Source organism: Massilia sp. CFBP9026, assembly GCF_034045165.1.
Classification (GTDB): domain Bacteria; phylum Pseudomonadota; class Gammaproteobacteria; order Burkholderiales; family Burkholderiaceae_D; genus Telluria; species Telluria arenae.
This window is the reverse complement of the sequence record NZ_JAXCWH010000005.1, coordinates 366,447-379,182: the sequence shown is the minus strand read 5'-3', so window position 1 is coordinate 379,182 and position 12,736 is coordinate 366,447. Positions and strand designations below refer to the sequence as shown.

The 12,736-nt window shown below is 66.8% G+C and carries 10 protein-coding genes; 5 read left to right on the top strand and 5 right to left on the bottom strand.

Annotated features, from left to right (window positions below; genetic code table 11):
- Positions 1-7: 7 nt before the first annotated feature.
- Together SOM28_RS14985 and SOM28_RS14980 are read left to right on the top strand one after the other, a co-directional pair.
- Positions 8-976: a glucokinase gene (locus SOM28_RS14985; RefSeq protein WP_320468591.1), complete on the top strand. Its 969-nt coding sequence runs from the start codon at positions 8-10 to the stop codon at positions 974-976.
- A gap of 13 nt (positions 977-989) precedes the next feature.
- On the top strand, positions 990-2,294 hold the full coding sequence (locus SOM28_RS14980) for a sugar MFS transporter (RefSeq protein ID WP_320468590.1): 1,305 nt from the start codon (positions 990-992) through the stop codon (positions 2,292-2,294).
- Positions 2,295-2,345: 51 nt separating this feature from the next.
- Here SOM28_RS14980 and SOM28_RS14975 read toward each other — a convergent pair whose 3' ends face one another.
- From SOM28_RS14975 to SOM28_RS14965, 3 genes are all read right to left on the bottom strand, one after another.
- Positions 2,346-3,359, bottom strand: coding sequence for a cupin-like domain-containing protein (locus SOM28_RS14975; RefSeq protein ID WP_320468589.1), 1,014 nt, complete (start codon positions 3,357-3,359; stop codon positions 2,346-2,348).
- Entirely contained in the window at positions 3,343-4,062 is a 720-nt protein-coding gene (locus tag SOM28_RS14970) for a SapC family protein (RefSeq protein WP_320468588.1), read from the bottom strand. Before SOM28_RS14970 ends, SOM28_RS14975 begins: the two co-directional genes overlap by 17 nt.
- Before the next feature lie 126 nt (positions 4,063-4,188).
- Positions 4,189-7,224 (bottom strand): TonB-dependent receptor, encoded by a 3,036-nt coding sequence (locus SOM28_RS14965; RefSeq protein ID WP_320468587.1) that lies wholly within the window; start codon positions 7,222-7,224, stop codon positions 4,189-4,191.
- Positions 7,225-7,739: 515 nt separating this feature from the next.
- Between SOM28_RS14965 and SOM28_RS14960 the strand changes: the two genes are divergently transcribed.
- The 3 genes from SOM28_RS14960 (at position 7,740) to SOM28_RS14950 (ending at position 10,715) form a co-directional block, all read left to right on the top strand.
- Positions 7,740-8,585: a polysaccharide deacetylase family protein gene (locus tag SOM28_RS14960; RefSeq protein WP_320468586.1), complete on the top strand. Its 846-nt coding sequence runs from the start codon at positions 7,740-7,742 to the stop codon at positions 8,583-8,585.
- Positions 8,586-8,605: 20 nt separating this feature from the next.
- The gene (locus SOM28_RS14955; protein WP_320468585.1) at positions 8,606-9,412 is read left to right on the top strand and encodes a glycoside hydrolase family 16 protein; all 807 of its coding nucleotides are present in this window, start codon (positions 8,606-8,608) and stop codon (positions 9,410-9,412) included.
- A gap of 211 nt (positions 9,413-9,623) precedes the next feature.
- Positions 9,624-10,715: an NADH:flavin oxidoreductase/NADH oxidase gene (locus tag SOM28_RS14950; RefSeq protein WP_320468584.1), complete on the top strand. Its 1,092-nt coding sequence runs from the start codon at positions 9,624-9,626 to the stop codon at positions 10,713-10,715.
- On the opposite strand, the gene SOM28_RS14945 is transcribed toward SOM28_RS14950, so the two are convergent.
- Both SOM28_RS14945 and SOM28_RS14940 read right to left on the bottom strand, forming a co-directional pair.
- Entirely contained in the window at positions 10,706-11,767 is a 1,062-nt protein-coding gene (locus SOM28_RS14945) for a tetratricopeptide repeat protein (RefSeq protein ID WP_320468583.1), read from the bottom strand. The two genes, SOM28_RS14950 and SOM28_RS14945, sit on opposite strands and share 10 nt — an antisense overlap.
- Before the next feature lie 14 nt (positions 11,768-11,781).
- Positions 11,782-12,729, bottom strand: a complete 948-nt coding sequence (locus SOM28_RS14940; protein WP_123070183.1) for a type II secretion system F family protein — start codon at positions 12,727-12,729, stop codon at positions 11,782-11,784.
- Between the last annotated feature and the right edge of the window lie 7 nt (positions 12,730-12,736).

Genomic DNA, 12,736 nt, shown 5'->3' with positions numbered 1-12,736 from the left:
GCAGGAGGTGACCACTGGGCTGCGGTTGCTGGCCGACGTCGGCGGCACCAACGCGCGTTTCGCCCTGCAGTCGCTTGCGGGCGCGGGGTTCGACGACATCGAGGTACTGGCGGCCGCCGGCTACCCGAGCCTGGGCGAGGCGATGCGCGCTTACCTGGCCAATGCCAGGGCGCGTGGGTTCGCGGTCGACACCGTCCGCCATGCGGCGATCGCGATCGCCAATCCGGTCGAGGGCGACGAGATCAGGATGACCAATCATCACTGGAGCTTCTCAATCGAAGCCCTGCGCGTCGAACTGGGCTTGGCTACCCTGCTGATGGTGAACGACTTCGCCGCGCTGGCGATGTCGCTGCCGCACCTGGCCCAGGACGGCCGCCGGCAGATCGGCGGCGGCATCGAGCTGCCGAACCGGACGATCGGCCTGGTCGGCCCCGGCACCGGCCTTGGCGTCTCGGGCGTGGTACCGGCGGGCGAGCGCTGGATCCCGCTGTCCGGCGAAGGGGGACACGTCAGCTTCGCGCCGGTCACCCGCGACGAGGTGGCGATCCTGGAAGCGCTGTGGGGAGAATACGGCCACGTCTCGGCCGAGCGCCTGCTGTCGGGGATGGGCATGGAGCTGATCCACTGGGCCCGCACCGGCAAGCGTCTCAAGGCGGCCGACATCAGCGCCGCGGCGCTGGATGGGTCGTCGAGCGACTGCCGCGGCTCGGTCGACGTGTTCTGCGCCATCCTGGGCAGCGTGGCCGGCAACGTCGCGCTGACCCTCGGCGCGACCGGCGGCGTGTATATCGGCGGCGGCATCGTGCCGCGCCTGGGCCCCATCTTCGAACAATCCGCGTTCCGCGCGCGCTTCGAGGACAAGGGGCGTCTTGGTGACTATCTGTCGCGCATTCCGACCTACCTGATCACCGAACAATATCCCGCGCTGCGCGGGGTTTCGGCTATGCTGTCGGGTCATATCGCTACTCTGCAATAACAACGGAGACTCCATGCAGAACCCAATCCAGAACCCCACCGTGGCCAGCGCGGCCGTGGACGGGGAGCGCAACCAGCACACCGGTGCGCTGGTCATCGTTACCATCCTGTTCTTCATGTGGGGCCTGATCACGTCGCTGAACGACGTCCTGATCCCGCACCTGAAGTCGATCTACACCCTCACCTATATGCAGGCGATGCTGGTGCAGTTCTGCTTCTTCGGCGCCTATTTCATCGTCTCACTGCCGGCCGGCGCCCTGATCCGCCGCCTGGGCTACCAGAACGGCGCCGTCACGGGCCTCCTGATCGCGGCCGCCGGTTGCGCCCTGTTCTACCCGGCCTCGAACGGCGGCTACGGCATGTTCCTGTTCGCGCTGTTCGTGCTGGCCAGCGGCATTACCATCCTGCAGGTGGCGGCCAATCCCTACGTCACCGCACTGGGACCGGCGCGCACCGCGGCCAGCCGCCTGACCCTGACGCAAGCCTTCAACTCGCTCGGCACCACCGTGGCGCCGGCGCTGGGCGGCATCCTGATCCTGTCGACGGTCGTCCTCTCGGCCGACCAGCTGGCGCTGCTGCCGGAAGCCGAACAGGCCGCGCACCGTGCGGCCGAAGCTGCAGCCGTACAAGGACCTTACCTGGGCCTGGCCGCCGCACTGGTGCTGCTGGCGGTGATGTTCGCCATGGCGCGCCTGCCGAAGATCGCCTTCGAAGACACCACCGCCGCGGTCGACGCCAAGGGCGGCGCGATGTCGTACCGCCACCTGGTGCTGGGCGCGCTGGGCATCTTCCTGTACGTCGGCGCCGAGGTGAGCATCGGCAGCTTCCTGATCAACTTCATCGGCGAGCCGCACATCGCCGGCCTGTCGCACGCCGACGCGGCGCGCTACGTCAGCATGTACTGGGGCGGCGCCCTGGTCGGCCGCTTCATCGGCTTCGCCGTGATGCGTTACGTGAGCCCGGGCAAATCGCTGGCGGTCACCGCGCTCGGTTCGATCGCGCTGGTCCTGACCGCGACCTTCACCGAGGGCAGCCTGGCGATGTGGGCGATCGTGGCGGTGGGCCTGTGCAACTCGATCATGTTCCCGACCATCTTCAGCATGGCGCTGCACGGCCTGGGCAAGTTCACCGGCCAGGGCTCGGGCATCCTGTGCATGGCCATCGTCGGCGGCGCCGTGGTGCCGTTCGCGCAGGGCATCCTGGCCGACACCATCGGCCTGCAGATTTCCTTCCTGGTGCCGGCGGCCTGCTACCTGTTCATCATGTACTACGGCGTGAAGTACGCCAATCTGCATAAAGAGAAGATCGCCGCCGAGTAATCGACGTCGGCGCAAGAAAAAAGGCCCGCGGCATGCTGCGGGCCTTTTTTATTATCGGTTCAGGCGCTTGATGAGCTGCGCGCGAACCATGCGCGAGGCATTGTCGTCGAGCGGCGCCAAGAGGCCGCGCGCGGCTTCCGGGATGTGTGCCGCGGTATCGGCATCGGCCTCGAACACGTAGTGGCGGAACAGTTCGGCCCAGGCCGCGCGCTGGCTTGGGGGCAGGTCGCGCACCGTCATCAGGGCGTGCATCAGGGCGTTGTTGGGCGTGTCCATCCAGTCCGGCGACTGGCGCCACCAGTAATTGACCAGCACATTGAAGCCGTCCAGCGCCTCGACGTGGTGCCACCACATGCTGGGCACGAAGATCGCGTCGCCCGGAGCCATCTCGGCCACCTGGGCGTGCTCCAGCGCCTCGGCAAAGCGCGGAAAGCGCGCGAAATCGGGCTGCCTGAAATCCACCAGGCTGATGGGCTGGCCGGCCGGGGTCAGGTCGATCGGGCCGACGTAGAGATTGTGCTGCTGGCCCGGCGGGAACAGGGTAAAGCGGCGGTGGCCGGCGCCGATGCAGGCCAGGTTGTCCGGCAGATCGTAGTGGGCCGAGATGCGGGTGCGGTTGCCGATCCAGATGCTGGCCAGCGGGTCGCGCGGGCCCAGGTCGACGTCGTTCTCGCGCCTGAAGCCCGGCAGCGCGCCGTCGATCGTGGTGGAACCGACGTAGATGGCCGGCGCCCTTGGCGTGGCCAGGTGTTTTTCCAGTTCGCCCAGCACGGCGTCGAGCCGCAACCGCATGGGCTGGAAATTGAAACCGTCCAGCGCCTCGTTGTAGAAGAAGCGGCCGTCGATCTCGGGCGCCCCGAGCATGGCATTGACGGTGGCGTCGACATACCAGCGGCGCAGGTAGGCGATGGCGGCCTGCGGTGACGAGCGCGCGGCCTGCACCACCGGCCAGTCGGCCACCAGGCCGCGCAGGAGCAGCGGCTCGGTGGATGCGAGGATCTCGGGGCCGAGGTCGGCGGGACGCAGCCCGGCGACCTCGCGCACCGGTCTAACTGGCGGCGCCATTGCGCGCGTTCCTGCGGTTCTTGCGGTCGATCAGGTCGCGGAAGTGCGACAGCGAGGCCAGCGCGAAGTACATCGGCGCCAGGTAGCCGGCCGCATGCAGTTCGGCGATGGCTGCGCCGTCGAGCGCGCCCAGGCGTTCTTCATGGATGGTGAAGAAGCCGCCCACGCGGGCTTTCTCGCCGTTGTCGAATTCGATGTCGAGCACGAAGGCATCGAGCAGCTCGTAACGCTTGAGGGCCTCGAGGAAGCCCGCGTTGGCCTGCACGCCGTTGTGGATGTTCGACAGCGTCTGGCTCATCTTCTCGAGCATGTCGGTATTGCCGCCATGCGGCTTGAACACCGGTTCGCCCTCGGTCGTGCTGATGCGCGGGTGATCGAGGTCGACCTGGATCATCAGTTCGTCGCCGTTGCGGCCGATGTAGAACGGCAGGCGCTCGTGCAGCCACGGCACCAGCGGCGCATCCCAGCGGCCGTCCTCGATGAACAGGTTCTCGTCTTGCTGGAAGCCGAGCAGCGCGATCGCCTCGTAGTTGGCGCCGTCGTCCAGCTGGCGGAAGATGATCGGATAGTGCGCCTGCAGCGAGCGGAATTCGTCGGCGAAGGTCGGCACCCAGGCGACTTCGCTGCCCAGGCCAGGGCGGTGGCCGTGGATGATGCGCAGGTCCTTGTGCTCGATATTGTTCAGCAGGGCGATGTTGGGCATGGATGTCTCGTTATCTTGTAGTGGGTGTCAGTGAAACGACAACGGCGGGCCGGCTGTTGCCGACCCGCCGTCAATACCGTCATCCGGGAAGTCTACTCCCGAACGACGGCACAGGCAAAGCTCCGATCAGAACTTGTAGCGTGCGGCCACCATGTAGCGCGGGCCCGACTGCGTCACGAACAGCACCTGGTTCTTGGTGCGGCCGTGGATGCGCTGGATCTCGTCGGTCAGGTTGATGCCTTCGAAAGACAGCGACAGGTTGTCGTTGACGTTGTAGCCGATGCTCAGGTCCAGCTGGCCGTATTTTTCGACGTAGTTCGGGTTAGGGCCCTGGCCGTCGAAGGTCGACGACAGGAACTCGTCGCGCCAGTTGTAGGCCGCGCGCACATTCCACTTGTCGTTCTCGAAGATACCCACCAGGTTGGCCGAGTCGCCCAGGCCGACCAGCGCGAACTGCTCGCCGAAGCTGCTGTTGTCGTACTTCAGGCCCGAATTGACGTAGGTGTAGTTGGCCTGGAAGCCGAAGCCGCTGTTGCCGAACATGTGCTGGACGTTGAATTCCAGGCCGCGGATACGCGCCTTCTTCTGGTTCGAGTACGAGGTGATGCGGAAGTCCGCCACCGGATCGGAGCCGATCGCGGTGATGGTGCCGGTGGCGTCGCCGGTCGCGTTGTCCGGTCCGCGCACCACGCCTTCCTGGCCGTTGAAGTTGCGGAAGATGTAGTTGCGGATGCAGGTGGTGTCCGCGACCACGCAGCCGTTGGCCAGCGCCGCGTTCCAGTAGGCGCCGCCCACTGGGGTACGCACGCCGAACGGCTGGGCGATGATCTGCGACTGGCCGGCGTAGTTATCCAGGTGCTTGCGGAAGTGGTTGATCGAGACGAAGCTCTGGCGGCCATAGTACCACTCGAGCGCCAGGTCGATGTTCTTCGACTTGACCGGCTCCAGCGCCGGGTTGCCCTGCGAACCGGTGCCGCCTTCGACGCGCGCCAGCGTGTCGAGCACCTGGCCGCCGGCGATCTGGTCGTAGCGCGGACGGCCGATGGTCTCGCCGTAGCTGAAGCGGCCCTTGAAGTCGGGACGGAACGCGATGTCGGCGTCGAAGCTCGGCAGCACGTGGTTATAGCTGCCGTCCAGGGTGGTGAAGCCCGAATCGCCGAACAGTACCGGCAGCTCGTTCTGCGAGACCCAGCTGATCGCGGTCGGCACCTGCACCAGCGCGCTCGACCTGACGTCGGTCTTCTCGTAGCGCACGCCGAACGCGGTATTGATCGGGTAGCGGGTATCCCACTCGGTGTTGAACTGCAGGTACAGGCTCTTCGACTTTTCCTCGGTACGACGGTCGGTGTCGTAGGTGGTCTTCGGCAGGTACAGCTGCGGCAGGCCCGAGGCTTGCGCCACGATGTCGCGGATTTGGCCGAAGTTGAAGGTGTGGAAGCGGTTGAACAGGTTCGGGTTGCCGCTGCCGTCGACCTGGTCGAAGTACTTCGAGAGGCTATCCGGGGTAAACAGGCTGGCCGGGTAGTTGAAGTCCGGGGTCGCGCCGCCCCAGGTGTCGCGCTGCTGGACCGAGAACGCCGAGCGGTATTTCACCTTGGTGGCGCCGACGCCGAACTTGAATTCGGACGCTTCCAGCACCTTCCAGCTGCCGTGGGTCTGGATCTGGTCGACTTCGGTCTTCATATAGCCGTTCTCGAACACCGAACCGGTGACCTGCTGCGGCGAACGCAAAAAGTCCGCGCCTTCGATGGAGAGGACCGGGAAGTCCTGCGAGAAGTCGGCGGTGGTGTTGCCACGGCTGAAGCTCGCGGTGCCGATCACATTGCTCGAACCCCATGGGCTGTCCGGCGTCGACTCGGCCGACGAGCTGTGGGCGTCGAGTTCGAGGCGCAGGGCCGAGTTCACGCGCCATGCGGCGTTGAAGCCGAGCGACTTGTTCTCGCTCTTGGTGGCGAAGTCGGAGGCGCCCATGGCAATGTCGTTGACGCCGAGCGGGATGATCTCGGTGTAGGTCAGCGGCGCGGCGAACGGGCCGTCGGTCCAGCTGCTCGACGACGGGCCGAAGTTGAACCACGCCGACATGTCGTTGCGGCGGGTGTGGATCCGGTTTTCCGAGTAGGTGTAGTCGAGGGTGGTGGTCAGGTCCTTGGTCGGGGCGAACTGGAACACCACCTGGCCGTTGGTGCGCTCGCGCTGCACGCCGGAGAGGTTGTAGTTCAGGTTCTGCGGCACCTGGTACAGGTCGTTCGGACCCGGACGGTTGGTGATGCCGGGGGTCGCGCCCGACGCATCCGGCTGCGGGATCGTGCCCCACTGGGTGTCGTCGCCGCGGAACGGGCCTTTCCAGCCATTCGGCACCGAGGCGCGGTTGTAGCCCAGATTGCGCTCCTGGTAGCTGGCCGAGATGCCGATGCCGAAGCGGCCGTCGGCCGAGGTATTGGAGTAGATGCCCGAGACTTCAGGGGTGACCTTGTCGCCGCTCTGCAGGCCGTCCGGCAGGTTGGTGGCCGAGGTGTCGTGCACGCCCTTGATGCCGATGCTGGCCTGCATGCCTGGGCGCGACAGCGGACGCGCGGTGATCACGTTGATGGTCGCGCCGACGCCGCCGGTCGGGGTCTCGGCGCGGCTCGATTTATAGACCTGCAGCTGCGAGACCGCTTCAGAGGCGATGTTGGCGAAGTCGAAGGCACGGCCGTTGCGGTCGCCCAGGTTCGAGACCGGCATCTGGCGGCCGTTGAGCAGCACCAGGTTGAAGTCGGGGCCCACGCCGCGCACGGTGATCTTCGAGCCTTCGCCGATTTCGCGGTCGATCGACACGCCCGAGATACGCTGCAGCGATTCGGCCAGGTTGGTGTCGGGGAATTTGCCGATGTCTTCGGCGACGATGCCGTCGACGAAGCCCTGCGCATTGCGCTTGAGGTTCAGCGACGATTCGAGACTGGCGCGAATGCCGGTCACGACCACGGTCTGGGCGCCCGGCTGCGCCGGGCCGGTGATCGAGCCGGTAGGGTTGCTGGCGGCGTCGGTCGCCTGGTTCGGGGCGCTGGTCGCGGTCTCGGCCGGCGCGGTCGCTTGGCTCTGCGCGAATGCCGGGATGAATGCCGAACATGCGCTGGCAACTGCCAGGCTGATCAGAGTCTGTTTCGCCTTCGGATAGTACATGTCTTCTCCTGTTTTTTTATAAATATGACCGTCGCCTAGCTACGGTGTCTCCGCCAAATCGGACGCATTGCGGCATGCGTCGTGTTTCTACATCCTTGCCTGGTCACCTCCCGACCAGGAAAACCTGCGGCGCGCGCCAAGCGGCGCAACGAGGCCGCCGGAGGGTAGCCGGTGGCCTCGTTGCGTGGATTGCCCGGTGCGCGTCGCGCTGTTTCATGTGTCCTCGGCTCCTTGGCCTTGCCGGCCATTGGGGGGAACGAAGCTGACTTGTTCGCGTCATGGAAACGTTTCCATGAATTTGACTGAATATTAGGGTTAGGAAAAAAAATTGTCAACCGAATATCCATGGTGTGTTTCCCGTGTTTGACGTAGTTTTGCAACACTTTGGTGCAGCACAAGAGCGAGCGCCGGTTACCAAATGCAGACGCACCCTGTCGTTTCCCTCGTTGACAGCTATTTTTCGCCGGTGCTATAGTCGGTTGACGTTATGGTAACGTTTCCAAAATGGAGCATGGATGCACCGCTTTCTTGCCTTCCTCATCACCCGGACCGTCGTTCTCGTGGCCGGCATTACCTTCTTTGGGACTGGCCTGGCGCACGCGCGGGACGCCACCTTCGCCTGGCCCAACGGCGCGCGGGCGGCGGTCAGCCTGGCGTATGACGACGCCCTCGATTCGCAGCTCGATAACGCCATCCCGGCGCTCGACCGCCACGGCATCAAGGGCACGTTCTTCCTGCAGCTGTCCAGCGAGCCGGTGGCCAGGCGCATGGAGGATTGGCGCGCCGCGGCCAGGGGCGGCCATGAGCTGGGCAACCACAGCCTGTTCCACCAGTGTTCGGGCGCGGGACCGGACCGCGCCTGGGTCGCGCCGCACCGCAACCTCGACACCACCACGCGCGAGCAGATGCAAGACCAGGTCCTGCTCGCCAACACGATGCTCACTGCGATCGACGGCCGCCGCGAGCGCACCTATACCGCTCCCTGCTTCGACGTGAAAGCACTCGGTGGCGACTACCTGCCGGCGCTGCATGCGCACTTCGTGGCGATCAAGGCCGGCCCCGGCCCCGGCGTGCCGGCCTCGATGGCGGCGGTCGATCCCTACCGGGTGGCCTCGGTCGCGCCGGTGAGCGCGAGCGGCGCCGAACTGATCGCGCTGGTGAAGCAGGCGGGGGAACGCGGCACCATGATCGCGTTCACCTTCCACGGCATCGGCGGCGACCATCTGAGCGTATCGATGCAGGCGCACGAGGAGCTGGTCGGCTTCCTCGCCGCGCATCGCCAGGAGTACTGGACCGATACCTTCCTCAACATCATGAAGCACGTCAGGCAGCAGCAGGCGGCGACGCCCGCGGCGCGATGACGGCCGAATCAAGGAGACATATGAAGACGTTGACCCGACTCGCCGCGCTGCTCGCGCTGGCCGCCAGCGTGGGCTGCGCCACGCAGCCCACGGCCACCACCGGCCTGCCCGGCTGGACCCTCGAATGGAGCGATGAATTCGATGGCACGGCGCTGGACCGCAGCAAATGGCTCCCCGAGACCGGCGGCCATGGCTGGGGCAACAACGAGATGCAGTTCTATACCGACCGGCCCGAGAACGTGCGCGTGGAAGACGGCCACCTGGTGATCGAGGCGCGCAAGGAAAGCCATGAAGGCAAGGACTACACCTCGGCGCGGCTCAAGACGGCCGGGCTGAAGGAAACGCAGTACGGCCGCTACGAGGCGCGCATCAAGGTGCCGAAAGGCCAGGGCATCTGGCCCGCGTTCTGGATGCTGGGCGCGAACATCGGCCAGGTCGGCTGGCCCAAGAGCGGCGAGATCGACATCATGGAAATTATCGGCAAGGAGCCGGCCAATGCCTACGGCACCCTGCACGGGCCGGGCTACTCGGGCGAGCACGCGTTCAGCAAGGCCAGCGCCCTCGAAGGCGCGGAATACGGCGACGACTTCCACGTGTTCGCCGTGGAATGGGAGCCGAAACAGATCCGCTGGTATCGCGACGGCATCCACTATCACACCGCCACGCCCGAAACGGTCAAGGGAGAGTGGGTGTTCGAGCATCCCTTCTTCGTGCTGCTGAACCTGGCCGTGGGCGGCTACTGGCCGGGCTATCCGGATGCGAGCACGCCATTCCCGCGCAAGATGCTGGTCGACTACGTGCGGGTGTATCGCAAGGCCGTGCCCTGACGGCTTGGTTGGGCGGCCAGGAATATGGCCGCCTCCTGCAGACAATCCGCATCGGTGCGAGAATACGGCCAGGCACGCAACCCTGATACAGGGGGCATGCCAGGACCGATTCGACAATCCCCGATCTTCTTCCCACAGCGAGCACAGACCCGGGCGGCCATTTGCCGTGCGGCGCGTCGCTGCGTGTCGAAGCATCACCTGGAAAGCACCAATGACCGCATTATTCACGCCCTTCACCCTCAAATCCGTCACCCTGCGCAACCGCATCGCGGTGCCGCCGATGTGCCAGTACAGCGCCATCGACGGCGTCACCAATGACTGGCACCTCTCCCACTACGCCTCGATCGCGCGCGGCGGCGCCGGCCTCGTGATCGTCGAAGCCACGGCCGTCACGCCGGAAGGCCGCATCACCCCGGGCTGCACCGGCCTGTGGAACGACGGGCAAGTGGCCGGCATGGCCGCCATCGCCGCCGGAATCAAGGCCGCCGGCGCGGTGGCCGGCATCCAGATCGGCCACGCCGGCCGCAAGGCGAGCGCGAACCGTCCCTGGGACGGCAACGCGCACATCCCGAACGAGGCGCCGGACGGCTGGCAGACCATCGCCCCGTCCGCCCTCGCCTTCGGTGGCGACCTGTCGAAAGTGCCGCAAGAGATGACCCTGGACGACATCGCGCGCGTGCGCCAGGGCTTCGTCGACGCCGCGCGGCGCGCCCTGGCCGCCGGCTTCGAATGGCTGGAGCTGCACTTCGCCCACGGCTACCTGGCGCAATCCTTCCTGTCGCCGCATTCGAACCGCCGCGATGACCAGTACGGCGGCGACCTCGATGGCCGCGGACGCTTCCTGCTCGAGACGCTGGCCGCAGTGCGCGAGGTGTGGCCAGAACACCTGCCGCTGACGGCGCGCATGGGCGTGATCGAATACGACGGCCGCGACGAAGAGACGCTGGCCGAATCGATCGAGCTGACCCGCCGCATGCGCGAGGCCGGCCTGGACATGTTGAACGTGAGCGTCAACTTCACCGTCCCCGACGTCAAGATTCCATGGGGTCCGGGCTTCCTGGCGCCGGTCGCCAGGCGCGTGCGGGATGAGGCCGGCCTGCCGGTGGCGTCGTCCTGGTATATCGGCGACCCGCAGGTGGCCAACCAGGCGGTGGCCGCGGAGCAGATCGACCTGGTGATGATCGGCCGCGAGCACCTGGCCGATCCGCACTACGCCTTCCGCGCGGCCAAGGAGCTGGGCGTCGAGAATCCGTTCGCCATCCTGCCGCCGCAATACGGCTGGTGGCTGGAACGCTACCGGTAAGCCAGCCGTTGCCCGTCCGCGGCCGACGCGGGCGGGGCCAGGCGCAGGGCCGTACCGTGGCGCGCCAGGTCGCGCCCCAGCACCAGCCGCAGGTTGACGGGCGCGCCGGGGTCGACCTCGCGCAGCTGGGTACTGCCCAGGCGCTGCGCCAGCCTGCGCGCGGCCTCGGCATGCGACGCCTCGTATTCGATGCGGGTGTGCGACACCGTGAAGCCCGGCTCGTTCGACAGGCGCGTCACCCGGATGCCCGGTTCGTCGATGCGGTTCGACAGCGCGCGCGCCATGCCGGTCACGCCATTGCCGTTGCGGATTTCCAGGCGCGCCACCGCAGCCGAAGCCGGCGCCTCGCGTGCCTCGTGCGCCACGCGCGCCGCATCCACCCGCCGTAACTCCATCATCCCGTCCACGCCGACGTGGATATAGGACTGGGACCAGTCGGGCTGGGCCTGCGGCTTTGGTGCGGCCAGGGCCTGGCCGAGCGGCGCCACCTCGGTCTTGCCACCGGCGGCGGCGAAGTCCGCGCGCAGGTCGTGCTGGCGTAGCGCCGCCGCCTGCCGGTGCATCTGCACGGCGCGCTCGGCCTGTCCCAATGCCGCCAGGGCGTCGCCCAGCAGCTGCCACGCGCGCGGATTGAGCGGGTCGAGCAGGCAGGCCCGTTCCAGCGCGCCCCGCGCTTCCTCATGTTCGCCATTGAGCAGGTAAGCCTGCCCCAGGTTGGCGAACAGGTAAGCCTTGCCCGGTCCCGCATCCAGGCCGATCGACGCGGTCAGCTCGCGCCAGATCGCGATCGCCGGTTCCAGTTCGCGTCCTTCGGCGTGCAGGGTCGCCAGCCCATTGCGCGCGCCGGGATGGCCGGGTTCCAGCCGCAGCACGGCCTCGTAGGCGGCGCGCGCGCCGTCCGGCTGTTGCGCCAAATGTTGCGCGCGGCCGGTGCGATAGATGTCGTCGGCCTGCGCGCCGATGTCCAGGGCGCCGCGCCATCCGAACGGCGAGCAGGCCATCAGGCCGGCGCACAGCAGCGCCAGGCGGGTCATCTCGAGAGTGCGTCGCATGGGAGTCTCTCCTTTCAGCGCGCGAAGGGCATGGAACCCAGGGTGCGCGAGATCTGGATCGCGGCCGGCCCGAGCAGGACCATCAGCAGCGTCGGGAAAATACAGAAGATCAGCGGGAACAGCAGCTTGAGGCCGATCTTGGCCGCGGTTTCCTCGGCCATCACGCGCCGCTTGTGGCGCAGGTTCTCGGCATGCACGCGCAGCGAGTCGCCGACGCTGGTGCCGAAGCGCTCGGACTGGATCAGCATCGCGACCAGGGTGTCGACGTCGTCCACGCCCGAGCGCAGCGCGAAGTTGCGCAGCGCCTTTTCCTTGGAAAAGCCCGCGCGCATCTCCATCAGCACCAGCTGCAGTTCCTGCGACAGCACCACGCTCTTGATGTGGATCTCGGCCGCCACCTTGACCAGCGCCCGCTCCAGGCTCAGGCCGGCCTCGACGCAGACGGTCAGGAGGTCGAGCGCGTCGGGGATGGTCTCGAAGATCTCGCGCCGGCGCCGCTGCACCAGGCGCTCGAGCACCACGTTCGGCGCGTAGTAGCCGAAAGCGGCGCCCAGAAGCAGGATGCCCAGCACCTTGCTGCCGCCAAGGGACGAGCCATACAGCACCAGGAATGGCGCGCACAAGGCCGGCACCAGCAGCGCCAGCGCGGTCTTGGACGCGAAGTACAGGGTCGGCGCAGACGGGTGGCGCCAGCCGGCGTTCATGAAGCGGGTGCGCAAGGTCGATTTTTCCCAGCCTTCCTCGGGGATCGACAGCCTGGTGAGGGGACGGGCGACGCTGGCGACGCGCTCGATCCAGCGCACGCCCAGTTCGTTGCCACCCCGCGGTCCGGCGCGCGGGCCCAGGAAGCGGCGCAGGCGCTCGCGCAAGGCCAGCGGCGCGAACAGCACCAGCGCGACCCAGGCCAGCAGGCAGACGACGGCGAAGACGATCAGCAGGAAAACCAGTTGGGAAGAAGTCATGGGAGCC

Coding starts and splice junctions, on each gene's coding strand:
- SOM28_RS14980 (WP_320468590.1), top strand. CDS start 990: ATGCAGAACCCAATCCAGAACCCCACCGTGGCCAGCGCGGCCGTGGAC.
- SOM28_RS14975 (WP_320468589.1), bottom strand. CDS start 3,359: ATGGCGCCGCCAGTTAGACCGGTGCGCGAGGTCGCCGGGCTGCGTCCC.
- SOM28_RS14970 (WP_320468588.1), bottom strand. CDS start 4,062: ATGCCCAACATCGCCCTGCTGAACAATATCGAGCACAAGGACCTGCGC.
- SOM28_RS14965 (WP_320468587.1), bottom strand. CDS start 7,224: ATGTACTATCCGAAGGCGAAACAGACTCTGATCAGCCTGGCAGTTGCC.
- SOM28_RS14960 (WP_320468586.1), top strand. CDS start 7,740: ATGCACCGCTTTCTTGCCTTCCTCATCACCCGGACCGTCGTTCTCGTG.
- SOM28_RS14955 (WP_320468585.1), top strand. CDS start 8,606: ATGAAGACGTTGACCCGACTCGCCGCGCTGCTCGCGCTGGCCGCCAGC.
- SOM28_RS14950 (WP_320468584.1), top strand. CDS start 9,624: ATGACCGCATTATTCACGCCCTTCACCCTCAAATCCGTCACCCTGCGC.
- SOM28_RS14945 (WP_320468583.1), bottom strand. CDS start 11,767: ATGCGACGCACTCTCGAGATGACCCGCCTGGCGCTGCTGTGCGCCGGC.
- SOM28_RS14940 (WP_123070183.1), bottom strand. CDS start 12,729: ATGACTTCTTCCCAACTGGTTTTCCTGCTGATCGTCTTCGCCGTCGTC.